Here is a 25,954-nt window from a genome sequence, read left to right as displayed (position 1 = left end):
GGTACTTACTGCCCCCTCAGATAAACTCTGAATTCAGAACCTTTGCCTTGTTCGCTGTCACATTCAATTTTGCCATCGCTGTTTTCCACTATGCGCTTCACAATAGCCAGACCGACGCCGGTACCTTCCACGTGCGCATGCAGGCGTTTGAACATACCATATACCTTGTCCCTGTCTTCTGACTTCAGACCGAGTCCATTGTCCTTCACACGGAACACAGTATATGAGCCCTCACGATACGTACTGACCTCAATGATCGGCGGGCGTTCAGGTGAGCTATACTTGATGGCATTTGACACCAGGTTATAGACGATGCTGCGAAGGTTTTTGCGGGAGAAAACCATCTCAGGAGCCTCTGAAAAGTCAGTGTCAATCGTGGCGTCGTATTTTAGAATCAGGTCCTGAATGTTGAGCGTTATGTCATCAATCAGCTCTTCAAACCGTACGCTTTCGATGGCTGTTTCATCCTGATGCTGCAGTTTGGCCACCTCAGTCAGGTCCATCAGGGTATGTTTGAAACGACTAATCGCATCCTGGATCATGGCCATGATGATGTTGAGTTCATCATGATCGGGTTCCGGGCTATCAAGTACCTCTTTCAGGGCGACTGCCAGTCCTTCAATGTTGTTGATAGGGGCTTTTAGATCGTGAGAGGCGGTGTACACAAAGTTGTCGAGGTCTTTGTTTACGCGGGTAAGCTCTGCCGTGCGGGCTTTCACACGTTCTTCCAGCTCGCGGTTGATTTCCTGTGTGCGTTTGTGTGCAAGCTCCACTTCTTTCTTCTGCAGGTAAAAGCGAACAAATGCCGTTACTTTAGCCTTGGTGATAGCAGGGTGCAGGGGCTTGAACAAAAAGTCCACAGCACCGGCCTCAAATCCCTCCATCACATGCACATCCTGCTGGTGGATGGCTGTAACGAAAATGATGGGAATATCACGTGTTTTAGAGATGTCGCGGAGGTAACGGGCCACTTCGTAGCCATTCATGCCGGGCATTTGCACGTCCAGCAGAATCAGAGCAATTTCTTCCTGCAGCGCTAGCTTCAGGGCTTCTTCGCCTGAGTTAGCAAAAAGGTAATGCGTATTGTCTCCTTCCTCAGAGAGCAGACTCGCCAGGCTGACAAGGTTTTCTTCCTTGTCATCTACTAGCAGTATCTTAACCGGGTGGGTGTCTGTCGGCAAGGTCGTATGTGGTATGGTCAGGTGGTCAGTGTCCATGTAAGGTTAGCAAATAAGCTTGTATGCGCTCAACGTTCATGATACTACAGCCGGGTATGCTGTTGATGGCTGCCAGTGGCATCGTGGCAATCTCCGCCTCGCCGGGGTGCTGCACAATAGCAATGCCCCGTTTTTCAAATATAGCTTTTAATCCTGAACTTCCATCCTTGCTGGCGCCACTAAGTAGTATCCCAACTGTATTTTTTCCGAAAACATCGGCTGCACTGCCAAATGTCACATCAATGGAGGGGCGGGAGTAGTTTTCCAGCTCTGAGTCGTCGAGCGAAAAGGTATGGTCCTTTTCGAGCAGTACATGGTAGTTAGCCGGAGCTATGTACACATGGCCTGCCTCCAGCGGGGCTTTATCGTCGATCTCCACCGCTTTCAGGCTCAGCTTCTTCTCAAACAGCTCTTGCAGACTGCCTTCTTGATTGCGCAGCCGGTGCAGCACCAGTACAATAGGAATGCTATAGTCAGCGGGCAGGCCCTGCAGTATTTTCAGCGAAGCCTGTATGCCGCCCCAGGAGCCACCTATTACAACAAGTCTGGAAGTGTCGAGCATTACAATTTTCTGCGGTAAATGCGGTTGTTCTTATCTACGAAGTTATACTTGCTGCTGATGTCCGACATAGCGAGTGTTTCCTTTTTGCCAAGCGCCAGGTAGCCCAGACTGATCAGGCTTTCATCAAATAACTGGTATACCCGCTCCTGCAGCGTCCGGTTGAAGTAGATCAGCACGTTGCGGCACACGATCAGGTGAAACTCGTTAAAAGAGGTATCGGTAGCCAGGTTGTGCGGATAGAAAACCACGTTTTTGACAAGCGAGGAGTTGAATTTCACACTGCCATAGTTGCTGGTATAGTAATCTGCAAAATCGCGTTGACCACCAGCTGCATAATAGGCCGCCGTATAGGCTGTCATATGCGAAGCCGAGAAGATGCCTTCCTTGGCCTGCCGCAGCACTTTCTGGTTTATGTCAGTTGCATAGATCTTGGTACGGCTCAGCAAACCTTCCTCCTCCATCAGAATGGCGAGCGAGAACAGTTCCTCGCCCGTAGAGCAGCCCGCATCCCATATTTTAATGAAAGGGTAGGTGGACAGGATCGGGAGCACGTTCTCGCGCAGTGACTTATAGAAAGTCGGGTCACGGAACATCTCCGTCACGTTCACGGTGATCTCCTGCAGGAAATTCTCGAAAAAGAAACTGTCCGTGAACAAAAACTTACGCAGTTCTTCGATGCTCTGCAAATGCTTCTGCCCCAGAAAACGCTTGATGCGGCGGTACACCGAGGCCCGTGCATAGCCGCTGAAATCGTACCCGTACTGTGTGTGTATTTCTTTGATGAGCGCCTCTACCTCCAGCTCAAACAACTCATCCTGCTCAAGCTTCATACAGCCAAACGCGCATCAGGGTAAGCAACTTGTCGGTGTCAACTGGTTTAGGTATATAATCCGAAGCCCCGGCTTCTATGCATTTTTCTCTGTCTTCTTTCATGGCCTTCGCAGTGAGTGAAATGATCGGCAGTTGCTTAAAACGTAAATCCGTCCGGATTCGTTTTGTCGCTTCTATACCATCCATCTCCGGCATCATCACGTCCATCAGCACCATGTCTATACCTGTCTCAGTATCAAGTTTTTCGAGTGCCTCTTTGCCATCATAGGCAGCAATTACTTTCATACCGTGCATCTCCAGCAAACTGCTCAGGGAGTAGATGTTACGCACATCGTCGTCCACCACCAGTATCTTCTTGCCGCGCAGTACCTCCTCTGGCACGTGCAGCTTCATCTTGAATTCGTTACCCGGTGGCAGCTTCTGGTTTACTTTGTGCAGGAAGAGCTGTACCTCGTCAAGCAGGCGCAGGTATGAGTATTCGTTTTTGATGATGATCGTGTTGGCGAACTCCTTCAGTTTGGTTTCCTCTTCCTCGCTCAGGTCTTTGCCCGAGTAGATGATGATCGGAATATCACCAAGCTTGGTCTGCGACTTAATCCTTTTCATCCATTCGTAACCCTTCATACCCGGCAGGTTAAGGTCGAGGATGATGCAGTCCACTTTTTGTTTGGCCAGCACTTTCTCAGCTTCTTCGGCAGAGTAAGCAGATGTCGACTTGAGTCCATGGGACAGCAGCAGTTCAGCCACCGCTTTGTTCTCAATTTCGTTGTCTTCCACGATCAGGATATTCTCGATACTGGTTCCTGACTTGCTCACGATGGAGCCAAATGCCTTGTTGAGCATCTCGAGAGTAACTGGCTTTGGCAAATACTCTTCGTTCTCAGCGTGCTCTCCAATCACCTCTTTGTCATAAGCCGACATCACATGTACGTTGATGTCTCGCAGGTCTTTGTCTTCACGCACTTTCTGGAGCACATCCCAGCCGGTCATATCTGGCAGCTGTATGTCGAGTAGCATCGCATCCGGTTTTTCTTCGTGCGCAATGCGCAGTCCGTCGCGACCTGTAAAGGCCTGATGCACTTTAAAGTTTTTGGCTTTGGCAAAGTCGGCCAGAATGTCGCTGAAGCCTTTGTCATCTTCCACGATCAGCACGCAAATGTCTTTCTTGTCCTGTCGCTCCATGTTGAGGAACACTTGCCCCATGCTCTGGCTCTTCTGTTGCACCGACGTTGGGCTAGGTATTGCGGCAGGTTGTGTTGCTGGTGGGGTATAAGCAGGAGCCTGACGCTGCTCAGGTATAGCAGAACCATTTGCTGTGCTAAAAGGCACACGCGGCAGGTATAGCGTAAAGGTGCTGCCGGTGCCAGGCTCACTTTCCAGCATCAGCTCACCGCCTAATAGTGTAGCCAGCTCTTTGCTGATGGTCAGACCCAGACCGGTACCGCCATACTTGCGGGTAGTCGAAGTATCGGCCTGCTGGAAGGCCTCGAACACCATGCCGTGCTTGTCGGCAGGTATACCGATGCCCGTATCACGCACGGCAAAGGCCACCACGTCCTGGGTATCGCGCAGTTGGGATGTTTTGAAGGCAGGCCGCTGTGTGACAGGGTATACCTTGAACTCCACTTCACCACCTTCGTCGGTAAACTTGATGGCGTTGCCGATGAAGTTCTTCAGGATCTGCTCCAGTCGGAAGCGGTCGGTTACAATACTGTCGTAATTGCCAGCCAGGTGGCGCTCTTTGAAGTTGATCTTCTTCTTGGCAGCCAGTTCTTTGAACATCGGCTCCATCGAGATATCAGACAGTTTCAGTTCTTCTGTTTCCAGTTTCACCATACCCGACTCGATCTTCGACAGGTCCAGTATTTCGTTGATCAGCCTGAGCAGGTCATTGCCCGATTTGTGAATGATCTGGGCATGATCCATCTGCTTGGTGGAAAGGGTATTCTCGTTGTTGTCAGCCAGCAGGCGAGACAGGATCAGGATACTATTGAGCGGCGTGCGCAGTTCGTGGCTCATGTTGGCCAGGAAGTCGCTCTTGTACTTGCTCACCGTCTCCACTTGTTGTATTTTCAACTCGATGGCATCGCGGGCATCTTCGAGGGCTTTATTCTTGGCTCCCAGCGCTTCGTACTGCTCTTCCAATAGCTGTGCCTTCTCTTCGAGTTCGGCGTTCTTTTCCTGCAGCTCTTCCTGGTTTACGCGTAGCTCTTCTTCCGACGCTTTGAGTTCGGCATTGAGCTGGCGCAGTTCTTCTTGCTGCGTTTCAAGTTCCTCGGCCTGATTTTGTGTTTCGTAGAGTAACTCCTGCGTTTGCAAGTGAGTCTTCAGGGTATGGATCAGCACTGAAACACGCTCGGCGGCAGAGTCGAGGAGGCGGCGCTGCACTTCAGTATAAGATTGACGAGAGGCCAGTTCTAGGGCACCTATCACAATGTTGCCAAAGTAAAGCGGAATGATGATCACGGTGGCAGGTTCAATATCAGTAAGACCGGTGCGAATGCGCAGGTATTCTTCCTGCACGCCTTCCAGCACTTTTACTTTGTGCTCACTCACAGCCTGACCCACTGTACCTGTTCCAACTTCAAAAACAGGAAGCTGGCTTTTATTTTGCTGCACCCCGTGGCTGGCAGCCGGCTCCAGTTTGCCATTGTTGTTGTGCAGATAAAGCACGCCGGCTTCAGAGTCGGTGTAGTTGCAGAGGTAGGAGAGCGCATGTTTGGCAACATTGTCAAGGGTGCTTTCACCGCCGATCAGGTTGTTGAGCTCCGCCACACCAGTCAGTACCCAGTTGCGGTTGGCGTTCTCGGTGGTAAAGCGCTGCAGGTTGTCCTTCATTTCCCGGATAGCAAGGCTCAGCACATCCTCTTTGCTTTGCACATTCACATCCACATCGTATCTGCCTTCCCCGATTGCCTGCGCTACCTGCGACAGCGACACTGTTTTGTCCACCACGCCTCTAAAGGAAGAAGCTACACTGCCTATCTCGTCTTCGCTTTCTATATCCACCTTCACATCTGTGGCTCCCAGTCTGATGCGGTCGGCCGCCGTCTTGAGGGTAGAAAGCGAATTGGAGATCAGGTTGATGATATAAATGGAGAGGAAACCGGTTAAAAGCAGGATTAAGAGCAGTATGATGAAAAGTACCTGCAAGTAGCTTTCCTTGCGAGCGCTCTCTTCTTCTACCTGAGTCCGGATGTTCTGAATCAGGTGCTTTTCAGCCTCACGAAGTGCCTCAATATTCGTGCTGAACAAATTGTACACAACTCCTGCATTAAAAGTGTTCAGGTTAGTTTCCGGATTCTGCTCCAGGCGCTGTACAATGGAAATGACGCTCTTGTACTCGTCAGACACTAAAATATTCTGAACCTCCTGCAAAGTCTGCTGGTCGGCGTAGCGCGTGAAGTTCTCCAGCGTTGTTGTGTGGTTGTTATACTGCGTCATCAGGAGGGCATAATCCTGATATGAAAAAATGCCTTCCTGCATAGATTTCATGAGCAGGCTGCGCATACGCCCCAAGTGGATTTTGGACTCTGAGAGACTTTTGAAACTGATCAGTCTGCGGCTGATCTCGACGTTGCTCAGACCGGTAGCACTCGCATCCATTCGGTTGAGCATGCTGAATATGAATTCATTGGAATAGCGCCGGTAATCTGCTACGTCTAGTCGGCCTTTGTCCAGGTCGGTGCGGTATTTATTAAGAGCCTGCATCATCGTAATGGCAGGCAGGGTGCGACTGGTTTCGCTCAGGAAATCGACGAGATCACGAGCAGCGGCATCGGTCAGGGCTCTTTGTGCGCGGGCATCCAACATAAAGATGGAGTCACCGGAAGCTGCAGCCAGTACGCGAGCCCGCTCACGCTGAAATGCGTGAAGCAAAGTAGATATTTTTTCGGACTCGGTGAGCTGTACGATCTCGTCCTTCAGCTTGTCGTTATCTTCAAATTCGCGCTGCACAGTAACAGCTACAAAGTAGATAAGCGGGAAAAGGAGCAGGGCAAGCAGGAGTAGAAGCTTATCCCTGATCTTCAGGTTTCGGATGATGTTCATCTAACGTGCGTAGGTTTAGGCAAGGGTGAATAAGAACCTGTTGAAAATGCAAGTTAGGAAAACATAGGCAATTTTCGGGCGCAGGTATAGGAAAAGCTTGAACAGATTGCTGCTATAATTGAGCTGTCAATGTCGGTTGCCTGATAGGAATTAGCGGTTGCTGCTACAACCTGATAGCATTGTTATACTTCAGCGCGGAAAATTCTCAGCGTCATTAAGGGCATTGGTTGAGCCTGACTTTATGCCTGATATCACAGTGATCTCACCCGTGGATTCCAGGATCATCACATCAATTTGGGACAGGTCGGCGTGCCCGCCATTGCGTGCGGCCGAGTTGATCTCCTCTATCGTGACCCGTTCTTTTTTGAGGGCTTCGCCCAGTAGTTCTCCTTTGTAGAGGAGCAGAGTAGGTTTGCTGGTGATAAAATGCTTCACGGATTTATACCTGACTGAAAGCCACGTAATGACATATTGAAGGAAAATCAGTAAAAAAAATGCCAAAATACCATCAATCAGGGCCACACTTTTATTAAGTGAAACCGCAGCAAGTGCTGAGCCCAGTGCCACCGTCACAATGAAGTCAAATGCATTCATTTTAGAGAGTGTTCGTTTGCCCGATGATCGGAGCAGCAAGATCATGGCAATGTAAGCCAGAATGGTGATGGTGAATGTTCTTAAGATGCTCTCCCAATTATCAAAAAAGAATTTTTCCATAAGGTGTGTATTCCTTTGTTTTAAGTTTAGGTATACGCCCTCTTTTACTTAATTGAGTTTGAACAGTTACGGATAAAATATAAACCATCATCGTCTATCAGTCTATCTGCCCATCCTGCTATTCATATTTTCGGGCAGGGGCAAAGACGAATGAGATACTTACCTGCTACTGAATTCAGTCCAATCAGATTAAATTTAATCTTCCGAATTATCTTAATTTAGTAAATATTTATTGTTTATCAATAAATATTTACTTATCTTCGATCAACTTAAACGATCATGTTATGGAAAAGCAAGGCAAAACAAGAACTGAGCATATTCTCCGGGTGATGTATGTGCTGTCATGGATCGCATTTGTAGGTCTGATGGTGAAAACAGGTGCTATCCTGGTATCATATGGGGTGAGTCTTGTCAATCCGGAAGGCGTGCATAGGCTCTATGGAGACCTGAGTTTATATGAATTGCGGGAATACAGTTTTTGGCAATACTCCATGATCGTCTCTTTCATGATAGCCTTTGCAGGGATGAAGGCTTATGTTTTTTATCTCTTGATCAAGGCATTGTCAAAAGTAAACTTGGCAAGTCCCTTTTCGATTGATGTGGCACAGCTGCTGGAACAAATCAGCTATGTTCTGCTCGGAATATGGGCTATTGCCTTGTTTAATAATGCGCACATGGAGTGGCTTTCTAAAAGAACGGGGATTACACTGGAGCAATGGTCCACGGATGGTTTCTTTTTGATGGCAGGCCTTGTGTTTATCATCTCTCAAATATTTAAGCGAGGCGTGGAGATACAAGCCGAAAACGAATTAACAGTATAAATATGCCGATCATAGTGAACCTGGATGTAATGATGGCGAAGCGGAAGATGTCCTTAAATGAGCTGTCGGAGAAGGTGGATATAACATTAGCAAATCTTTCGATCCTCAAGACCGGGAAAGCCAAAGCAATAAGGTTTAGCACCCTCGAATCTATCTGCAAAGCCCTCGACTGCCAGCCCGGTGACTTGCTGGAGTATGGCAATGAAAATAGTTGAAGCCTCAGAATATCATGGGGCAGTCAGCTCGCTGTAGTTTAAACCCATTGCTTGACAGAGTGTTCACCATTTTAAACTAACCAATGAGGTCTGTTTATCGCTTACCCCACAATTCTTTTCCCAGATATAGGTGGTTGGTCAACAACTCTTCATATACTTTGTCCACGTTATCACCATTCAAAAAGATCAGATATCCATTTTTTGACTTCGGGTAAATGATAGCCAACGTGCTAACACCCGGGTCTTTGCCTGTATGAATCAAAGCATACTCCCCATCGCTGAACCCGGTTAGCTTCTCCCAACCTAATCCAAAGTAATCATCTTTGCGCAGTTGTACCTGACTCCTGTGCATCTCGTCTGAAATGGAAGCTGACAGCCCTGCACCCTCCAACACATAGACCAGGAAATTTCCGAAATCCTCTACAGTTGTCAGGAGATTGGCTGCTGCATTGGCTTCGTAATATTTGGTTGTTGGAAGCCTTATACCTTCCGAGTCAAAGTTTTGCGCATACCTTGCTTCATCCATCGTAGTATCCCACCAGAACCGTGTATCACTCATACCTGCAGGTATAAACAGCAACTCACTGGCAAGCTCCTCGATGCTTTTATTAAACTTCTTTTCAATGGCTTTTCTCAGGTACTCAAATCCCTCGCCAGAGTATTGGTGCCTGGTGCCAGGGTCAAACTCAAAAGCAAGCTTGTTTGAATCAGTCATATAACGCCAGTTTGGGAAGCCCGTTTGATGGCTGAGTACAAGCCGCGGTGTTAGTTTCTTATAGCGCTTGTCTTTCTTCAGGTCAGGGTCTACCCAATATTTAAAGAGCGGTTCATCCAAACCTAACAAGCCTTTGTCAATCAGCTTCAAAGTAATGAGCGCGACAACGGGCTTGGTCAAAGAAGCCACTTTGAAAATGGTATTGTCAGGAGCTTTTCTTTTTCCATCCAGCGTACCAAAAACTTCCACTTTGGTTAGTTTTCCATTTTCAATTATACCCAAACCCAAGGCAGGCACACGGTTATCTTTGAGCAGTTGCTCTATAGTATTTTCCCGCAGTTTCTCCGGCTGTGGATCTTGATGATCGTAGCTCAAAACTTCGCTCAGTTTCCAGGTGCCATTTTCCTGCATCCAAACAGAGGTGAAGCGAGCAGTGCCAGTCCAAAAGTCTTCCTTGCCGGCTTCTCTGATATAAAAGTGGTGGATGCCATGTTGGATAGCGCCGTAAAGCTTCCCGTTGTTGTAAAGCGGAAAAACTTCCAGGCTTGCTTCGTCCAGCTTTCTGATAGGCTTGCTGGCAGCGTTTGGGCAGATGTATTTCCGTGTGTTTTCCAGAAAAGCTTTTCGGTCCTGGAAACCACCTTGGTCATGGTAGAACTTCAGATCTTCTGAAACAGCTTGCTCCAGGTATACCAGGTCGCATTGGTTGAAGCCTCTTTCAAAGAAGGTGCTGTCCAGTTGCTTGAGCTCGATAAAGAGGGGGGAGGTTTTGCTTAGTTGCGCCCGCATGACATGGGAGCAAAAGAACAGAAGTACTGTGCTGAAAAATATACGCTTTGCCATAAGTATGTCTTTAAGGCAAAGGTCCGTAACTGATGTAATTTAGTGAAAAAATTGAGCCGCCAATAGCACGACAGCATCCCGCCATTTCTAAGCAAAGCTTATATGATATTGAAATTCAATTTGATATAAAGGCTTTTGTTTTTATCGAGCTCGGCTGTGTTCCGGAGGATGATAAACACATTCGTCAGCACTAAGAGGATCATTATGACCAGGGTAAATTTGTTTCCCAGATCAAACCAGTTTTTCATGAAAGCACCCAGCATGAAAATAATGGGGGATAGGATGGTCCACATGATCTGAACTGATACGATTTGCCTGGCAAGTGGCGTGAACTGTTTTCTGGCAAACATGATGATCAGCGGTAATATAATGTTGGCTGGCGGAATAATGGTGAACGGCAGCGAGGATAGGTTAATTAGCTTGAGCCAGGTCACATTTGGTTGATCAGGTATAGGTGTTTGGTCAGGTATAGCATCCCCGACCAGTAGTGCGCTTTCCTCAACGCCCAGTGCCTTCGCCAAGGCTTTCAAGGTATAGCCTTTGGGCGCCGTACCCGATTCGATCCGCTGGATGGTTCTCACAGAAATGCCCGACAGTTCAGCCAACTCTTCCTGGGTTAAGTTTGCCTTTTCTCTGAGCGCTAGTAGTCTAGACATTTGTTGAAGGGTAAAGATTAGGTAGTACCTTTAAATTTGGTTTTATACCTGTCGTAATATCTTGTCAAGCTTTTTGCCCTTCGCTAATTCGTCCACTAGCTTGTCCAGATACCTTACTTGCTTTGTTAAAGGATTTTCTATTTCCTCTACCCGATACCCACATATTACTCCTGTGATCAGGTGAGCATTGGGGTTCAAGCTGGCTTGTGAAAAAAACGCTTCAAAGGTCACACGCTCGTCAATTAATTCTTGCAATTTTTTCTCTTCAAAGCCCGTCAGCCACTCAATTACTTGATGTAATTCTTCTCTTGTCCTGCCTTTGCGCTCAACCTTTGCGACGTAGTAGGGATATACCGATGCAAAGATCATTTTAGCCATTCGGTCATCGTGTTCTGGGGTTGTTTTCATGCTGTTTTGATCATTCTGATCGCTCTTTTTTTAATGTTTTATCGCCAACTATCGTTCTTTGATATTTTTCCTATCGGATCAGCATTGAATGTAATCTTTATACCCTTACATAACCTAGTTCCTCTATCTCTTCAACACTACTTATCAGATGAGTCTTACCATTTGTTAGCAGATGTTTTGCTTATTATTCCTTAGAGAATCCTGTTAAAAAGTGGATTATCAACTATTATAAAAAGCAGTATGAATGGAAACAGGAGAGCTAAAATGACTAATATACCTTTGATCACATACGCAGTTGATTTTTCATACCATCTATCTCTAAAAATCAGATATTTATGCTTGTACCTGTAGTTATTATAGGCCGTTAGCAGTAAAACAGGGCCAGCTGCTAAAATTCTAAAATCTATGTTAGGCTTTGATACATCAAAATGAAGCAGATAACGGTTAAGCACAGTACAGAATTCAAGCAGGAGACCTATTTGCATAATAGTTAATAAAGCGTTTGCTCTATGAGCTGCTGTTCCGTCCTTTTTGAAAAAAAATTTTGCTAGTCTAAAATAGATATAATCAAAAAGTACCATTAGTTTTCATGTTCTAAATAAGTGCCAACGGCTTTGCTATGGTGCGTTTATGCACTATAGGTTTTGTTGTGTGTCGTTTTTTTCTTCTTTTTCGTCATAAGTATTAAATATTAAAGAATATCCATACTCACCCAATTCATCGAAATATTGTTGATAGTCAACTGGTAAATCTTCTTTGTCTTCGAAAGTGTAATATTCGTCTTCTATATTTAAGATTTCCCAACCATTCTCTTCCACATAATATTTCGATAATTCCATAGCTCCATTATAGTCTTTATAGTCAAGTAAGATTGAGGCATAAGCTCCAATTGCTTTTCCAAAGAACTCTTCGTTTCCCTTTTTGGGCTGACAGTGAATAACTATATGGAACATCTTGATTTAATTTTTCGCTTGTTTTATCAGGAGAAGGTGCAAGTCGTTTTTGAAGCCTAAATTTTATATTTTAAATGTCATAAAACGGTTAGTACAGGCTGCGAACCAGGTGTAGCCGAGTGTGGAGCCTGCGCTGGGTTATACTATGTTTTTTAATACTTCTACTCCATTGTTTCTTCAGTATATGCAACGGCTTCTTTAACAGAAGTTGAGAATACACCAGCGTCTCCCTCGTCAAAGAACAGTTTCCATACCTCGTACCCATCTTTGAAATCAAGTATAGGCTGATTATCTATTATCTTCTTTGTCACACTTTTTTCCAGCGCCACCAAATCAAATGGTAGGTGCTCAATAAAAGTTATAGTACTATCTTCGTTTGTTGGGCTCTTTATTTTTACCTTGTCTACCGCAATGTGTACTACCACTTGGTCCTTTGGGTATTCCTCAATTTTCAGAATTGTTACTTTTGAGGACTCTTCACCCACCCTTGTTTTGTATTCCCAAACTTGTCCTTCTTTAAATTGATGCTCTTTATTGGTCATTCTATTGTCAAGTTTAGGTTGGCAGCTTAAAGCTATGAGGGAAGCCAGTATTAGGAGTAAAGTTTTTCCCATGAATTGAAATTAAGTATAACGGCTTGGCTATGGTGCGTTCATGCACTATAGGTTTTGTTGTGCCTGCGTTGTTTTTGTGTTTAGGTACCTGAATTCATAGCCTCCTGCAACACATTCAAAAGTGTTGTCTCGCAAAAAGAAGATGAAGTGCTTCATTTTACTTTCTTCAACTACCTCACTTAGGACTGGGCACCCCGCTGGGAATTCATCCTTCCAATTAGTTTGCAGTAGGTAGAATTCCCCCCAAGGTAGTTGTTCATTTGAATATCTATACTGTCCTTGTTGGTACCCTTCATCGTTACAACTATTGAAGCTGTATATATGGCAGTTAAAAAAAGTTAATTCACCCTCTTCATCTTCTTCAGTTTGGTCGAAGACGAATGAGTTGAGATAAAACCTAAGGCTAACTTGACTGCCGTTAACCGCCAGCTTCGGTTCGGGGGCGTTTGGCTCAGCATTCCAATCAATATTTAGCTTTTTATAATTCATTGCAATGTGGAACAACTAGCGTATAGCAGGAGTACCTACTCCTACTATCTGCACTATATGTGGAGTTGGAGTTATAGATTTATACCGACTCCTTTCTTTCCAATACAATCAAATCAGCCGATGCCTTATTCAATGCGATAGGAATATTGTTTAGCACTGCGGTGCGGATCAGTGTTTGGATATCGTGCTCGTGGCCGTGCGGGGTTTCTACGTCGATGAAGAAAATCACCTTCTGGATCTGACCTTGTAGCAGGCGGGCAGCTAATAAAATATCACCACCGCTGGGGCCGTGTCCGAAGGGTTCGATATTCATGTCCAGCAGCTCGTTGATAAGTTTGGAGGTGTTGGTCGTCCCGATCAGTTTGTATTGGCGCAAGGCCTGCTGGTTCTCTTTTACCCAGTTCAGTAGTTCGGTTTTCTTGTTGTTGTGGGCAATTAAAGCGATAGTTGTCATAAGGTATGCCGTATAGGATGAAAAGATCTGGCTAATGGTGTTAGTGAAGATAGTGTTTTCCTTATAAATAGCCACGACCCATGCCGGAAAGATTTCATTCTTTACACAATCTTAACGCATTCATATAAGCCTTAAAATAAATCCAGCCCACAAAACAATACCCATGACTGTAGACCATAAGTACAGAAAAGCAGCTTACATATTGGCCCGTTACGGCTGTGTTTCCATCGGTATGGTGTATGTGTTGCTTGGCTGCATGGCGATATTGTCTCTGTTTGGCAGGTCAAAAGATGATGCCGATGAAGAGCGTGCCATGGATTATTTACTTGAATATACACTAGGAGAAGTGCTGGTCTGGATAGTGCTGATCGGCATGGTTGGCTATATCGTCTGGCGGATATTCGAGGCGCTGACCGATCCTTATGAATATGGAAGTGATCTGAAAGGGATAGCCAAAAGGGTAGGGGTTGCCTTAAGCGGAATAGGCTATGGACTTATTGCCTATTCCGCTTACGAAGTGCTGAACGGAGGTGGGGGAAACAGCGAAGAAGAACAACAGCTGATGATAGCCAGGGTACTGGCCTGGGATGCAGGGCCATGGCTGGTTGGAGCCGCTGGAGTAGTGACCATGCTCACGGGGCTGGCTCAGTTCCTGTTTGTAATGCAGGGAGCCTACAACAAGCGCCTGCATCTGGAGGAACTGGAAACGTATAAGAAACGCATCATCCATACCATGGCATGGGCGGGATATTTTGCACGCGGCATCATTCTCCTGGTGCTAGGTTATTTCCTGCTGCGCGGCGCCTTTAAGCAGGACGAAGATGCAGTCGGTGATACTGATTCAGCCTTCGACTTTATAGGAGGAGGTACAATAGGTGACAGTGCTTTCTTTTTGGTAGCGGTAGGTACGGTTTGCTATGGCTTTTTCATGTTCGTTTTCAGTGTGTATTACAAGTTCAGGGAAGGATAAGGCTGCGCTTAATCCTGCGAAAACACATCCGATAAGTTCTCCATGTATTTCTGTCCGGAACCTGTGTTGAGCAAGAGTATCTTTTCGTCTGGTGATATGCAGCCGATGTCTACTAGTTTGCGGGTTGCCATCCATACTGCGGCTCCTTCCGGCGCTACAAAAAGGCCTTCGTTGGCACCAAGCTCTTTTAGTCCTGTTACCATTTCGCTTTCCGTGATACTGATAGCCGTTCCGCCGGATTCCTGCAATGTCTGAAGCATCAGTTGCTCACCCAACGGGCGCGGCACGGCAAGACCGTTGGCAATGGTAGGCTTGCCCACGTAGTTTTGGGCATTGGCCTGCCTGCCGTAGAAAGTCTCTACCAGCGGGCGGCAGTTTTCGGCCTGCACCGCTACCATACGAGGTAGTTTGGCATTCTCGGGCAGCCATCCGATTGACTTCATTTCCTTAAAGGCTTTCCAGATACCGATCAGTCCGGTGCCACCGCCCGCAGGGTATAGGATCACGTCTGGTAGTTGCCAGTTGCCTTGCTCTGCTATTTCATAGCCCATGGTCTTTTTTCCTTCGAGTCGGTAAGGCTCTTTCAGGGTAGACACATCCAGCAACTCGCCTTTGCTGTTGAGTTCTTTTACCCTGGCTGCGCAGTCGTTGATCAGGCCATCCACGAGCACCACCTCGGCACCATACCAGTAGCATTCATCCCGAAAAGCTTTTGGGGTATGACGTGGCATTACCACCACGGCCCGCATACCTGCCTTGGCGCAATAAGCAGCCATGGCAACGCCAGCATTACCGGCCGTAGGTATAATGCAGCCCTCCGCACCATGTTCTTTCGCCTTGGAAATGGCCATGCTCAGTCCGCGGGCCTTGAAGGAGCCGGTTGGGTTCTGGCCTTCGTCTTTCAGCTGCAGTGAGCTTAATTCATATTTCTTTGCCAGATTAGCAAGTTGCAGAATCGGGGTAAAGCCTTCGCCGAGGCTTACAATGTTCTCTTCGTGCAGCACAGGCAGCATTTCAAGGTAGCGCCACATGGTACCTACCCGATTTTGCAGCGCCTCTTTGCTAAAGGAATCGGCAAGCGTATAGTCAGCTAGTAACGGCAGTTGACAGCATGGTGAAACTGTCTGTTTTTCGAAAGGAGAATAAGATTTGCCACAACTCGAGCAAGTCAGGGTGCTAAGGTGGCTCAGCAAAGGTTGAAGGGACGTTTCCATATCAGTATTTACGGCAAATAGCACAACTGATATGACTGAACAAAATAGAGATATATAATGGCCTATTCCAAAATGGAATAATGACGCTTCGTAAACTGAATGAAATTTTTGTATGGGAAATTGTTTTCAGTGCCCTTACGCTGAATGAAGTTAAAGCTTCGTTTGATAGTGAGTCCCGTGATAGGCACCTGCACCAGTTCCCCCGACTGTAGCTCTTTGAGCACTGCCTGTCGCGGCAAAAAGGCAAGGCAGGTGTCGACTCGCACAAAGTTTTTCAATGCTTCTGTACCACCAAGCCTGATTCTGATAGGCAGGTCCTGTAGCTTTACTTTTTTCTGCTCCAGCGCATGTTCCAGCACCGCCAGCGTACCTGATCCCCGTTCGCGAAGTGCCAACGGAATATCATACAGGTCACGCACCTCCAACTGCTGCTTTTTGAGCGGATTGCGGGATGAACACACGGCAATCACTTCGTCTGTCAGGAAAGGAGTATAAGTGACGTTACTTACCTTGTTGATACCCTCCACAATGCCCAAGTCTATTTCATGGTCGAGCAGTGCTTTGAGAATGTTCTCGCTGTTTCGGTTCTTGAGATCAAGCTGCACATTGGCATTCTTCTGTAAGTAGGCCGAAAGCACCGGTGGCAGGATGTAGAGAGAGATCGTAGTACTGGCACCCAGGATCATTTTTACCTGCGGGGAGAAGTTATCGCTGACTTGCTTGAATTCCTGGTATAACTCGTGCTGCAGCTGTTTGGCAGTCAAGAGCTTTGTATACAGTAGCTTGCCGGCGGGGGTAAGGACCACACTGTTACCGAGTCGCTCAAAGAGGCCAGTTTTATAAAACTCCTCCAGCGCCTTGATGTGCTTGCTGATGGCGGACTGGCTGATAAAAAGCGTCTGGCTGGCTTTTGTAAAACTAAGCAACCTTGCCACTTCCATAAAAATCTCGTGCCTGTGAGAGAGCATACCTGTATAAGTGTGTACCTGCAAGTATAACGAATTGCCTTGTTGTTTGGTAGCAGGTAAACGCTGTCGGGAATTAATTCTGAGAAGCGGTGATTTGTTTTACCAACTCTTCGTCTGATACAGTATCCATCCAGTCTTTCGGCAATTGCAGCCGCACAGTCTGAGCGCCACCGCTCGGGGTGCAGACCACTGTCACATCGCCGTTTGTTTCTTCTGCCAGTTCTGCTGCCTTCTCAGCGCTTTCCTTGGATAGGGAGCCATAGGCCTGTACGCAGGTCCAGTTGGTATTTTCGCTATCGGTAACTTCTCGTTGCGTCATCATTCGTAATTTAAGGTATACCCTATACTCATTTTAGAGGAAGAAGATGCCACTAAAACACAAAGCCCCAGCCTGATTGGATTCAGACCGGGGCATCTTATTGCAATTGATTGATGCTACTGTACCCGAATCAGGCGCAGGTGGTCGATCATGGCTTGGTTGATCTCTCCGTTCATGTTCTCGTTAGCCGGCTCGAAGGTTAGTGACAATTGGTTAGTGCCTTTCTCGAGCTGCACCCATACCTTGTTGGTATAGCCCCAGTCGCTCCACTCGCCGATGCCACGCTGCGGCAACACAACAGTGCCCGCAAATGCATTGGCTTTTTTCAAAGTGCGAAGGGCCGCCTTGTTGTCAGTGTTGATCGGGCCGTTACCGTTGGCGTAGCGGAAGTCGATGGCATACAAGCCTGCCTGTGGCACGGTTACTTTGAAGTTAATGGTCGTATTCACCTTTTTGCTCACTTCCACGAAGCCCTTGCCTGTGAAGCCTTTGTAAGGTTGTTTGGCTGGACTAGCCACCGTCTCAGCTTCGTATACCTGTTCCAGCGACTTGGCATACACCGGAATCGGCTCACTGGCGAAAGAGCCAAAACCTGCTGCATCGGTCGCGATCACCTGATATTCAGCGTACCCATCCGCTTGCACGGCTATACCTGTCTCGGTGGTTTCCTGCAGGGGCTTACCGTTTTTGAGCACGGTATAGTTCACTGCGCCCTCTACCGGCTGCCAGCTGAATTTGCCATTGGCGAAAGTGGCAGTTGGGGTAGGAGGGGTTACGTGGTGGGCTACTTTATTCTGGCTGCCTTTGTCGCTTATTTCGTCAGCGAGCACGATCTGCACCTTATGCTGGCCGCTGAGGCTGGCAGGTATAGCGGCACCTTCCAGTGGCTGACCGTCCAACGTGATACTACGGATGCTGTTGCCAAAGCCCTGCATCTCGATATCGAGCACTGCATTTCTATACCTGAAATTCGTTAGACGGCGGTTGCCTTTGTAACTCTCCGGCACAAAAGGTTTGAACACCAGCTTGTCTGCCTGAAAATCCATACCGAAAAGTAATTTGTAGGTCATGCCCAGGTATCCGGCCACACTCCAGAGCTGACGGTCGGAGTTTACCTGCGTGCCCGCGTAGTCGCCATTGCTGGCCACGAAGTTCTCTTTATTAGTCAGGAATAAAGCGGCGGGGCGGTAAATCGCATTCAGGCTTTCCTCGGTAGCGGTTTCGTTACCGGTCTTAGCGGCTGCCAATGTCCAGTAGGCCTGCACAAAAGGCCAGATGCCGTTGTTGTGGTAAGGCGGAATGTTCGGAATCTGCGGGAAAATGCTCGGAATGCCAAACTCGTATACCGGTGTATTGGCCACAATTCTCTTCGCTCTTTCGGCATCAGCAATGCCAAACAGCACTGTCAGTGCTTCACCCAACGCCTCAGCCCTTGGGGAAAGCGACAGGTAGTTGCGGCCGTACAAGTATTGCCCGTAATATCCCTTATCTTCCTGCCACAAATGCGTGTTTATACCTTGCTTGATGAGCTCAGCCAATTTGCTATACCTGTCAGCGGCCTGTTTGTCATTTAGCATCGTCGCCATCTGGCTCAACAGCACATTGGCCTGATAGTGCACGGCATTGGTGCCCAGGTTTTGTGAAGCGTAGATGTCGGCTGGCTGCATCCATTTCGGATAGGTTTGCTCACGCCAGTCCAGGAAAGAAGACTCACCGCGCATCATATTCGTTGTTTGGTCAAAAGCGTTGAGCAAGTCGTCTTCCATGGAGTTGCGTACGATCTCGTAGGACTCGCGCAGCCAGTTCTGGTCGCCGGTCACAGTGTAGATCTCCCATGCGGCCGTAGCCCACACAATGCGGTCCGTCGATACCGGATAGGCACCACCCGTTCCCGTGTCCTGGATGATGCGTTTGTTCTTTACTTTGCGCATCAGACTCTTGCGGGCTATTTCCGGTTCAATGGCCGCCAGTCCCAGTATCAAACTGTAACTGATGTCGCGGGTCCAAACGCCGGCCCATTCTTTCCCTGTCCGGAAGGTGCCATCTTCTTCGATGTTTTTCACCACTTCCTCCAGCGTCATGTTGTAAAGCGCGTCGGTCAGTACATAGTCGGAGCTGTACTGCGGATACTTTTGGATTGGCAGACTCAGTTTCCAGTGAGAAGCAATTTGCTTTTCCTCCTGGTGTGCATTCATGCTCAGCGTCACCTCGTAAATGCCATCGCCATCCGGGTCTTCCAATTCCATTCCTTCCCGGCTCGCCAGGTTGTCAAAATCCCACGTGAGGGGAGAGGAGTTGCCTGCAATGTAAACACCCTTGAAATCGTCTTTGTATACCTTGCTGCCGTTGTAAGCGGTATAAAATCCTTGCTTCTCAAAAGCATTCAACACTTCACGCATATCCACCCTTACCGTCAGCGGCGTGTTCGGTGGTAGAAAGGCTTTGGCAGGTGCTGGCTCAGTGGCTTTGAGTTGTTGTCCGAACTTGATGATCGGGGTCTCACAACTTCCGCCTTCTTCAGCGAGACAGATGAACTGGTGGTCCATACCCGGCGGCATTTCGTTGTCCTTGCTGTTGATGCTGAACTTGAACAGGACCTCCGGGGACTGAAACTCGTTGGCTGGGCTCTGGTAGCTGGAGGTGATTTCAGTAGGGGAGAGCGCCTGCGCCACGTAGTCACCTTGCACCACGCGGTCAGAGTAAATGCTGTAAGCTTGGGATTGCCAGATTGGCTGTTCGGTGCTGACCGTATCGTTAGTCGTGCCGGTTTCAGGTTGAGGTGTTTTGCAGGCGGTTGCAGTTAGTAGTGCTGCTAAGCTTGCTGCTTTTATGTAAGTGTACTTAGTCATAGTTAATTTTAAAAGGTTGTAGTTTCGCTTAGCCAGCTTTTAACTGACGTAGCGGCGGCTGTTGCAGGTATAGCAACGTGTATTGTTTCATTGCTTGCCCTGGCCGGGCGGGCCTTACTTTTTTCCTTGATGAAAAAATAGAGGGCCCCTACCCCAGTAAGCAAAAAAATCGAGACGCTCCAAATCGAGGGCCCCTACCCCCACTCGCTGAACGCTCTTGACAGGGGGACCCCTTCACCCCCAACAGTGGAGCGTCGTTAAAGTGCACTTGGCTGAGGTGATCTGTTTTATTGCTCGCGTGCAAGGACTTCATTCAATGTGTGCCAGTGTTACGTGACAGTTACTACAGTGCTTGTACCTACAAAATAGCTACTGCAGGCTCCCCTCCTTAGCTAAGGAGGGGCAGGGGTGGTATGACCCGGCATCCGCATCAGAAACCACGAACCTTGTCCTTGTCACACAACAGCAGGTAAGCCCCCTTCGAAGGGAACAGAAGGATGACAATCGTGCAGAGTTATACCTTAACGACACCATTTATGCTTCTGAATTTTTTATTGCAAGATTCCCCTCTGGGGGTAGGGGCCCTCTACGAAGAGAGGGGGAGGGATGTGTTAATCGTGCATGATAATCCTGCAATTCCATAAATTCAGATTCACACTACTCCTTCACCCCAAACTTATACACCGTCGTTTCGCTGTACTTCTCACCGGGCCGGATGATCGACGAAGGGAAGCTTTCCTGATTCGGAGAATCCGGGTAATGCTGGGCTTCGAGGCAGAGGCCGGCGTAGCGGTTGTAGGTTGTGTTGTTATGGCCTGTCAGGGTGCCGTTCAGGTGATAAGCCGTGTAGAGCTGTATGCCGGGCTGCGTCGTGTGCACTTCCATCATGCGGCCGGTGCTTGGGTCTTCCACAGTAGCAGCGTGTACCAGTTTATCGCCACCATTTCGCACTACGTAGTTTAGGTCGTAGCCATAGCCCTGCAGGTTTTCGATACGCTCACCCACACGGGTTGGCGAGGTGAAATCGTAAGGAGTGCCTTTTACAGAAGCTAGCTCGCCGGTAGGTATAAGCGTCTTATCTGTTGCGGTAAACTGATCGGCATTGATCTTCACAATATGGTTAAGGATGTCCTTTTCCTTACCTCCGCTCAGATTAAAATAGCTGTGATTGGTCAGGTTGACCGGCGTGGCTTTGTCGGTAGTGGCCTCGTAGTCAATCTTCAGGGCATTGAAGCCAGTCAGGGTATAGGTGACAACCACAGTCAGGTTGCCGGGATAGCCTTCTTCGCCGTCTTTGCTTACATAGGTAAGCCGGATAGCGTTTTGCTTCTGCAAGGGTTCGGCCTGCCAAACTACTCTATCAAAACCGGTGATGCCGCCGTGTAAGTGGTTCGGTGCATCGTTGGTAGCCAAGGTATAGGTTTGTCCATCCAAAGTAAATTTGCCTTCAGCGATGCGGTTAGCGTAGCGGCCCACAATGCCACCGAAGTGAGGATCGTTGGGTACATACCCATCCACACTGTCAAAGCCGAGGGCTACTTCGCCTAATTGACCGTCGCGATCCGGTGTTTGGATAGACGTCACGATGGCTCCGTAATTGGTGATCTTCACGGTCATACCTTCGGCATTGGTCAAGGTATAGAGCTGTACTTCCTGTCCGTTAGGAGCAGTGCCAAAAGGCTCGGATTTTATTTCCATGGTATTCTCTTCTTGGGTACTCAAACTTTGTTCGGGCTGATCCGGATTGCCGTTGCAGCCCGTGAAGGTTGCCATACCCAAACATCCAATTAGTACGAAGGAGAGCAAGGTATGGCGGCCTTTGAGCTTTAGCATAGTTTCTTTGCTGTTCATATTCTATTTTCTGAGGATGATGGAGCTGTAGGCCGGCAGTTGTACGGCATTGCCATTTAATTTAGCGGCATTGTGCTGGTGTAGCAGTTGATTGTGTTCTTGCAAACTGGCAGGTATAGTTACACTAACCGCTTTGCTTGACAGGTTATGCAGTATCAGGAGCGATTCATCGTCCATAGAACGCATAAAGGCACTGACAGCCCGGTTGTTCATATTCACCGGTTCCAGTTCCCCATGCGTCAGCGCTTTGCTGCTGTTACGAAGTTGAATGTAGGCTTTGTAATGGTTCAGCAGTGAGTTCGGGTCCTGTGCCTGCTGTGCCATCGGCTTCACATTTTGCTCGGTGCTGTACTCGGGGGTTACCCAACTGGTACGGCAATCGTCGTTGGCTTTGGTATCCCACAGGAAAGGCTCCCTGATCTGCTCATCCGGTTTCTTGCCCTGCATCCCAATCTCTTCCCCATAATAAACGTATGGAGCACCCGGCAATGTAAAGAGAAGCGCCGCCGCTACTTTCGCCTTGTTCATGTCGCCGTTTACCTCGCTCATGATGCGGTTCTGGTCGTGGTTGCTCAGGATGGTAGCGTCAATGAAGTTCGGATTCACCTTTTGATAAGTGTTGATGATACGATCATGGTGAATAGCCAGTGAATCGCCGTTCCCAGTCTTCAGGGCATCGAGTATTTTCCAGCTCATCTCAAAGTTAAAGAGGGCAGGAAGGCCTTTGGTATAAGGGGCTACCACATCGGCCTCGGCCCATACCTCGCCCACCAGGTATACATCAGGTTTTACCTTTTGCATTTCCGCTCTGAACTCTTCCCAGAACTGGTGATTATCTGCCGGTCTGTCATCCGGGAAAATATGGCGGGCCGCATCCAGACGGAAGCCGTCTATGCCCACGTCCTCGAGCCAATAGCGACCGATCTTGTATACCTCTTGGCGCACCTTTGGATTATCGAAGTTCAGGTCAGGCATACCACCCCAGAAGTAGCCGAAGTACTTGTAGTCGCTGCCTTTCACTTCATGCCATTGATGCACGTTGTGCGAGTCATCGCCTGTAGTTTTGCCTTCACCTTTAGTCTGTGGGTCGTCTTTATGGGCCCACACATAATAGTCCCGGTAAGGGCTTTTTTCATCTTTAGCCGCCTCTAAGAACCAAGGGTGCTGGTTGCTGGAGTGGTTCACTACAAAGTCAATCACCACTTTGATGTTGCGCTTGTGGGCTTCCTCAACAAAGGTTTTAAAGTCCTCCATGGTACCGTAATCCGGGTGGATGCCGGTATAATCGGTCACGTCGTATTTGTGATAGGTGGGAGAGGGGCTCATCGGCATCAACCAGATGCCTTCTATACCTAGTTCAGCCAGATAATCAAGCTTAGAGGTCATGCCTTTGATGTCGCCGATGCCATCGTTGTCCGAGTCGCAGAAGGACTGTACAAAGATCTCGTAGCTCACGCTTCGTGGCCATTCGCTTGCGGCAGTATTAGGCTGGCTTTCCGGTTGATTTGTCGAGCTGCAGCCCGTCGCCAGGTATAGCGCAGGTATAAGCAGCAGATGATGCAGGTTGAGTTTTTTCATGATTGTTTGTTTTGAGGAAGAAAGAAGCCTCCACAGAACTGAAATGCTGTGGAGGCCTGATCAATTAAAAGCCGACTGTAAAGCGACCGTTGTCGTTACGCACGACCATGCTGCGCACCTTATACCCGATCTGCGGGTTAGCACTGCCCTGGGGGTCGAAACGGGAAACCGGGTCGATGAAAGAAGCAAAATCCTCCTGCACATTCGTCCGTTTGCCGTTGAACTGGAATCTGGTCTTCGCATCGAATCCGTGCAGCATGACCTTTACGTGGTTGAACTTCGTTTGGAAGTTGCCCTCCACATCGCCAAACGTAATAGTCTTGCGGCGCGGGTCATAGGAGATGGTGCGCTTATAGAAGGCGCCTTTCTCGTAGTCGTAGCTCTCGCCATCGTCTTCGTAGTACACAAAGCTGTTGTTCACATCGCCACGGAAAACGTGTACCGTAAGTGTGTCGGTTGGCATTTCAGCGGTATGCTGCACCAGCGACTGCATCGGGATGATACTGCTTTCCTTCACATAGATCGGGAGTTTGTTGTATTGCACCCCGATCATCTCTTCGCGATTGCCCTGCTTTACTTCACCTGTCCAGAGGTCGTACCACTTGCCGCGCGGGAAGTATACTTTGCCATAGTTCTTGGTGCTTTCAAACGGCATGATCAGGAAGGCCTTTCCAAACTGGTACTGTGACTCAAACTCGCCGTTGTATACCTGCGGATCGTGGGTATAATCGATGGCCAGTGTGCGCATGAGCGGCTGTCCGCTCTGCGTAGCTTCATACATGTTAGAGTAGATGTAGGGCATCAGTTTGTAGCGCAGGCTGATGAAGTTGCGGGCAATTTCCGTCACCTCTTCTCCAAAAGCCCAGGGCTCGGCGGAACGGGTGTTTACGCCGGTATGATTACGGAAGTAAGGAGTAAAGGCTCCCAGCTGAATCCAGCGGGCAAACAGGCCAACTGGCGCATTGCCCGTGAAGCCACCAATGTCCATCGCTGAGAACGCGACACCTGTTACACCCAGGCTGTTCAGCAGACGCACACCTAGAAGCATGTGGCTGTCCTCGGCGCGGTTGTCACCAGTCCATATGGCGGAGTAGCGCTGTGAACCCGAGTAACCGGCACGGGAGAGAATAAACGGACGCTTATTCGGCATGTGCTGACGAGCGCCTTCGTAGCTGGCGCGGGCCATTTGCAGACCGTACACGTTGCGTCCCTGCTTGTGTGTGGTGAGGTTGCCTTCGAAACTGAAAAGCACGTTGTTCGGCATTTTCTGACCCCAGGTGGCGATCTCGTTCATGTCGTTCCAGAAGCCATCCACGTTGGTGTCGGCGAAAAATTTGATCTCTTTTTTCCACCATTCACGGCCTTTCTCGCTCGTGAAATCCGGGAAGTGCGTCCAGCCAGGCCATACCTCGCCAGAGTAGTATTTACCGTCGGGGTACTTCAGAAACACATCATCTTTCACGCCACGTTCATAGGCGCCATAGCCTTCCTCAATCTTAATGCCCGGATCCACGATTACGGTCGTGCGGAAGCCCATGTCTTTGAGCTTTTTGTTCATGGCGGCAGGATCAGGGAAACGCGATTTATCCCAGGTGAAGAGCTTGTAGGCATCCATGTAGTGAATGTCCAGCGTGATGCCGTCGGCAGGTATGCGTTTCTCGCGCAGGGTCTGGGCAATACGGAATACCTCTGTTTCCGGGTAGTAGGAGTAGCGGTTCTGCTGGTAGCCCAGGCTCCAGAGTGGTGGCAGTTCCATGCGACCTGTCAAACCGGTATAGCTACCGATGATGTCGGCCAATTTGGTGTGGTAGAAGAAGTAGTAATCCATCTCGCCGCCCTGTGCCCCGAACGAAGAGAAGCGGTCGTTACTGGCCCCAAAGTTGAAATCACTCTGGTAACTGTTGTCGAAGAAGATGCCGTAGTTAAGGCCATTGTGGATACCGATGTAAAAAGGAAAGGTGGTATACAGCGGATCCTGGCCGGTGGTGTAGGCATAGGCATCGGTGTTCCAGTTGGTATAGCCGCTGCCACGGCGGTCGAGTCCGCCGGTCTTCTCACCCAAACCGATGAAGCGCTCGCCTTTCTGCATTTTCTTATAGGTGGTCACCTCTTCCCCGATCCAGGAGGTAGTCAGACCCTCTTCGTCCTGATTGATTACCTTGCCATCGCGGGTCAGGAAAGCGACTGAGAACGGACTTTTGGTAATGCGGGCCTGCAGCGAATCTGTCAGGATGGTAACCTCTTTGTCGTTTTGTGTGATGTTTACTTTGGCCTGCTGTGGTTGCGTAACCACGGCGTAGGAAAAGTCTTTGCCGAGTGGCTGCTTGTCCATGCGCACGCGCACCACGGTCGGGGTATAAACCGTCACTTCAACGTGGGTGTTTTGGTCGGTGGTCAGGCTTACTTTCTGTCCGGAGATGTTGACATTATTCACGGAGCCAACCTCTCTGATGGGGCTGTTCTGCGCATGGGAGGGCAGGTATAGCACCGTGGTCAGCAGGAGGGCAGCCAGTGGTTTGTATAAAATCTTCATGTGGGGAGATCTTTGCTGAAAGGTTGAAAACAAAAGGTCTTTATATAGCAAACCCGGCCAAGCGGTGCTGCCTGCCGGGTTTGCTGAGTTTAATGATGCAGTTCGCAGCAGTATGCTTCAGAAAAGTCTG

The 25,954-nt window shown here is 48.5% G+C and carries 23 protein-coding genes; 3 read left to right on the top strand and 20 right to left on the bottom strand.

Annotation, left to right across the window (positions count from 1 at the left end):
- Positions 1–5: 5 nt before the first annotated feature.
- The 5 genes from AC5FX6_RS07425 to AC5FX6_RS07405 form a co-directional block, all read right to left on the bottom strand.
- Entirely contained in the window at positions 6–1,217 is a 1,212-nt protein-coding gene (locus AC5FX6_RS07425; RefSeq protein WP_493596393.1) for a sensor histidine kinase, read from the bottom strand.
- Positions 1,207–1,779, bottom strand: coding sequence for a chemotaxis protein CheB (locus AC5FX6_RS07420; protein ID WP_493596392.1), 573 nt, complete (start codon positions 1,777–1,779; stop codon positions 1,207–1,209). Before AC5FX6_RS07420 ends, AC5FX6_RS07425 begins: the two co-directional genes overlap by 11 nt.
- Positions 1,779–2,609, bottom strand: coding sequence for a CheR family methyltransferase (locus AC5FX6_RS07415; protein ID WP_493596391.1), 831 nt, complete (start codon positions 2,607–2,609; stop codon positions 1,779–1,781). The genes AC5FX6_RS07420 and AC5FX6_RS07415 overlap by 1 nt, the downstream gene beginning before the upstream one ends.
- Positions 2,599–6,660 (bottom strand): response regulator, encoded by a 4,062-nt coding sequence (locus AC5FX6_RS07410; protein ID WP_493596390.1) that lies wholly within the window; start codon positions 6,658–6,660, stop codon positions 2,599–2,601. Before AC5FX6_RS07410 ends, AC5FX6_RS07415 begins: the two co-directional genes overlap by 11 nt.
- 189 nt (positions 6,661–6,849) lie before the next feature.
- The gene (locus tag AC5FX6_RS07405; protein WP_493596389.1) at positions 6,850–7,374 is read right to left on the bottom strand and encodes a DUF421 domain-containing protein; all 525 of its coding nucleotides are present in this window, start codon (positions 7,372–7,374) and stop codon (positions 6,850–6,852) included.
- A gap of 284 nt (positions 7,375–7,658) precedes the next feature.
- Between AC5FX6_RS07405 and AC5FX6_RS07400 the strand changes: the two genes are divergently transcribed.
- Together AC5FX6_RS07400 and AC5FX6_RS07395 are read left to right on the top strand one after the other, a co-directional pair.
- Positions 7,659–8,195 carry a DUF2975 domain-containing protein gene (locus tag AC5FX6_RS07400; protein ID WP_493596388.1) on the top strand — a complete coding sequence of 179 codons (537 nt, stop codon included), beginning with the start codon at positions 7,659–7,661 and terminating at the stop codon, positions 8,193–8,195.
- Positions 8,196–8,197: 2 nt separating this feature from the next.
- Entirely contained in the window at positions 8,198–8,410 is a 213-nt protein-coding gene (locus AC5FX6_RS07395; protein WP_493596387.1) for a helix-turn-helix domain-containing protein, read from the top strand.
- 94 nt (positions 8,411–8,504) lie between these two features.
- Here AC5FX6_RS07395 and AC5FX6_RS07390 read toward each other — a convergent pair whose 3' ends face one another.
- From AC5FX6_RS07390 to AC5FX6_RS07355, 8 genes are all read right to left on the bottom strand, one after another.
- Positions 8,505–9,968, bottom strand: coding sequence for a serine hydrolase domain-containing protein (locus AC5FX6_RS07390; RefSeq protein WP_493596386.1), 1,464 nt, complete (start codon positions 9,966–9,968; stop codon positions 8,505–8,507).
- A 98-nt stretch (positions 9,969–10,066) separates the two neighbouring features.
- Positions 10,067–10,624 (bottom strand): helix-turn-helix domain-containing protein, encoded by a 558-nt coding sequence (locus AC5FX6_RS07385; protein ID WP_493596385.1) that lies wholly within the window; start codon positions 10,622–10,624, stop codon positions 10,067–10,069.
- Between the two features lie 42 nt (positions 10,625–10,666).
- Positions 10,667–11,032, bottom strand: coding sequence for a DUF2200 domain-containing protein (locus AC5FX6_RS07380; RefSeq protein ID WP_493596384.1), 366 nt, complete (start codon positions 11,030–11,032; stop codon positions 10,667–10,669).
- Between the two features lie 191 nt (positions 11,033–11,223).
- Positions 11,224–11,613, bottom strand: a complete 390-nt coding sequence (locus AC5FX6_RS07375) for a hypothetical protein (protein ID WP_493596383.1) — start codon at positions 11,611–11,613, stop codon at positions 11,224–11,226.
- A gap of 54 nt (positions 11,614–11,667) precedes the next feature.
- The gene (locus tag AC5FX6_RS07370) at positions 11,668–11,985 is read right to left on the bottom strand and encodes a hypothetical protein (RefSeq protein ID WP_493596382.1); all 318 of its coding nucleotides are present in this window, start codon (positions 11,983–11,985) and stop codon (positions 11,668–11,670) included.
- 161 nt (positions 11,986–12,146) lie between these two features.
- A complete protein-coding gene (locus tag AC5FX6_RS07365) occupies positions 12,147–12,599 on the bottom strand; it encodes a hypothetical protein (protein ID WP_493596381.1) in 453 nt (150 codons plus the stop codon).
- Between the two features lie 45 nt (positions 12,600–12,644).
- Positions 12,645–13,088 carry a hypothetical protein gene (locus tag AC5FX6_RS07360; protein WP_493596380.1) on the bottom strand — a complete coding sequence of 148 codons (444 nt, stop codon included), beginning with the start codon at positions 13,086–13,088 and terminating at the stop codon, positions 12,645–12,647.
- A gap of 79 nt (positions 13,089–13,167) precedes the next feature.
- Positions 13,168–13,542 carry a methylglyoxal synthase gene (locus AC5FX6_RS07355; protein WP_493596379.1) on the bottom strand — a complete coding sequence of 125 codons (375 nt, stop codon included), beginning with the start codon at positions 13,540–13,542 and terminating at the stop codon, positions 13,168–13,170.
- Between the two features lie 163 nt (positions 13,543–13,705).
- Between AC5FX6_RS07355 and AC5FX6_RS07350 the strand changes: the two genes are divergently transcribed.
- Positions 13,706–14,512 carry a DUF1206 domain-containing protein gene (locus AC5FX6_RS07350; RefSeq protein WP_493596378.1) on the top strand — a complete coding sequence of 269 codons (807 nt, stop codon included), beginning with the start codon at positions 13,706–13,708 and terminating at the stop codon, positions 14,510–14,512.
- A gap of 8 nt (positions 14,513–14,520) precedes the next feature.
- Here AC5FX6_RS07350 and AC5FX6_RS07345 read toward each other — a convergent pair whose 3' ends face one another.
- The 7 genes from AC5FX6_RS07345 to AC5FX6_RS07315 form a co-directional block, all read right to left on the bottom strand.
- Positions 14,521–15,726: a threonine synthase gene (locus AC5FX6_RS07345; protein ID WP_493596377.1), complete on the bottom strand. Its 1,206-nt coding sequence runs from the start codon at positions 15,724–15,726 to the stop codon at positions 14,521–14,523.
- A gap of 62 nt (positions 15,727–15,788) precedes the next feature.
- Complete coding sequence (locus AC5FX6_RS07340; protein ID WP_493596376.1) at positions 15,789–16,694, bottom strand: LysR family transcriptional regulator; 906 nt, start codon at positions 16,692–16,694, stop codon at positions 15,789–15,791.
- 73 nt (positions 16,695–16,767) lie between these two features.
- Positions 16,768–17,016, bottom strand: a complete 249-nt coding sequence (locus AC5FX6_RS07335) for a hypothetical protein (protein WP_493596375.1) — start codon at positions 17,014–17,016, stop codon at positions 16,768–16,770.
- A gap of 113 nt (positions 17,017–17,129) precedes the next feature.
- Entirely contained in the window at positions 17,130–19,862 is a 2,733-nt protein-coding gene (locus AC5FX6_RS07330; protein ID WP_493596374.1) for an alpha-L-rhamnosidase-related protein, read from the bottom strand.
- Positions 19,863–20,519: 657 nt separating this feature from the next.
- Positions 20,520–21,695, bottom strand: coding sequence for an aldose epimerase family protein (locus tag AC5FX6_RS07325; RefSeq protein ID WP_493596373.1), 1,176 nt, complete (start codon positions 21,693–21,695; stop codon positions 20,520–20,522).
- 21 nt (positions 21,696–21,716) lie between these two features.
- The gene (locus AC5FX6_RS07320; RefSeq protein WP_493596372.1) at positions 21,717–23,291 is read right to left on the bottom strand and encodes an alpha-amylase family glycosyl hydrolase; all 1,575 of its coding nucleotides are present in this window, start codon (positions 23,289–23,291) and stop codon (positions 21,717–21,719) included.
- 64 nt (positions 23,292–23,355) lie between these two features.
- Positions 23,356–25,824, bottom strand: a complete 2,469-nt coding sequence (locus AC5FX6_RS07315) for a glycoside hydrolase family 31 protein (protein ID WP_493596371.1) — start codon at positions 25,822–25,824, stop codon at positions 23,356–23,358.
- Positions 25,825–25,954: the final 130 nt, after the last annotated feature.

Source organism: Pontibacter sp. LHS2 (assembly GCF_058932845.1).
Note: the sequence above shows the minus strand (reverse complement) of the source record. Positions and strands in the feature narration are given on the sequence as shown.

Bases quoted from the DNA above. Each gene is read 5' to 3' on its own strand.
- AC5FX6_RS07425 (WP_493596393.1), bottom strand. From the start codon at position 1,217: ATGGACACTGACCACCTGACCATACCACATACGACCTTGCCGACAGAC.
- AC5FX6_RS07420 (WP_493596392.1), bottom strand. From the start codon at position 1,779: ATGCTCGACACTTCCAGACTTGTTGTAATAGGTGGCTCCTGGGGCGGC.
- AC5FX6_RS07415 (WP_493596391.1), bottom strand. From the start codon at position 2,609: ATGAAGCTTGAGCAGGATGAGTTGTTTGAGCTGGAGGTAGAGGCGCTC.
- AC5FX6_RS07410 (WP_493596390.1), bottom strand. From the start codon at position 6,660: ATGAACATCATCCGAAACCTGAAGATCAGGGATAAGCTTCTACTCCTG.
- AC5FX6_RS07405 (WP_493596389.1), bottom strand. From the start codon at position 7,374: ATGGAAAAATTCTTTTTTGATAATTGGGAGAGCATCTTAAGAACATTC.
- AC5FX6_RS07400 (WP_493596388.1), top strand. From the start codon at position 7,659: ATGGAAAAGCAAGGCAAAACAAGAACTGAGCATATTCTCCGGGTGATG.
- AC5FX6_RS07395 (WP_493596387.1), top strand. From the start codon at position 8,198: ATGCCGATCATAGTGAACCTGGATGTAATGATGGCGAAGCGGAAGATG.
- AC5FX6_RS07390 (WP_493596386.1), bottom strand. From the start codon at position 9,968: ATGGCAAAGCGTATATTTTTCAGCACAGTACTTCTGTTCTTTTGCTCC.
- AC5FX6_RS07385 (WP_493596385.1), bottom strand. From the start codon at position 10,624: ATGTCTAGACTACTAGCGCTCAGAGAAAAGGCAAACTTAACCCAGGAA.
- AC5FX6_RS07380 (WP_493596384.1), bottom strand. From the start codon at position 11,032: ATGAAAACAACCCCAGAACACGATGACCGAATGGCTAAAATGATCTTT.
- AC5FX6_RS07375 (WP_493596383.1), bottom strand. From the start codon at position 11,613: ATGGTACTTTTTGATTATATCTATTTTAGACTAGCAAAATTTTTTTTC.
- AC5FX6_RS07370 (WP_493596382.1), bottom strand. From the start codon at position 11,985: ATGTTCCATATAGTTATTCACTGTCAGCCCAAAAAGGGAAACGAAGAG.
- AC5FX6_RS07365 (WP_493596381.1), bottom strand. From the start codon at position 12,599: ATGGGAAAAACTTTACTCCTAATACTGGCTTCCCTCATAGCTTTAAGC.
- AC5FX6_RS07360 (WP_493596380.1), bottom strand. From the start codon at position 13,088: ATGAATTATAAAAAGCTAAATATTGATTGGAATGCTGAGCCAAACGCC.
- AC5FX6_RS07355 (WP_493596379.1), bottom strand. From the start codon at position 13,542: ATGACAACTATCGCTTTAATTGCCCACAACAACAAGAAAACCGAACTA.
- AC5FX6_RS07350 (WP_493596378.1), top strand. From the start codon at position 13,706: ATGACTGTAGACCATAAGTACAGAAAAGCAGCTTACATATTGGCCCGT.
- AC5FX6_RS07345 (WP_493596377.1), bottom strand. From the start codon at position 15,726: ATGGAAACGTCCCTTCAACCTTTGCTGAGCCACCTTAGCACCCTGACT.
- AC5FX6_RS07340 (WP_493596376.1), bottom strand. From the start codon at position 16,694: ATGCTCTCTCACAGGCACGAGATTTTTATGGAAGTGGCAAGGTTGCTT.
- AC5FX6_RS07335 (WP_493596375.1), bottom strand. From the start codon at position 17,016: ATGATGACGCAACGAGAAGTTACCGATAGCGAAAATACCAACTGGACC.
- AC5FX6_RS07330 (WP_493596374.1), bottom strand. From the start codon at position 19,862: ATGACTAAGTACACTTACATAAAAGCAGCAAGCTTAGCAGCACTACTA.
- AC5FX6_RS07325 (WP_493596373.1), bottom strand. From the start codon at position 21,695: ATGCTAAAGCTCAAAGGCCGCCATACCTTGCTCTCCTTCGTACTAATT.
- AC5FX6_RS07320 (WP_493596372.1), bottom strand. From the start codon at position 23,291: ATGAAAAAACTCAACCTGCATCATCTGCTGCTTATACCTGCGCTATAC.
- AC5FX6_RS07315 (WP_493596371.1), bottom strand. From the start codon at position 25,824: ATGAAGATTTTATACAAACCACTGGCTGCCCTCCTGCTGACCACGGTG.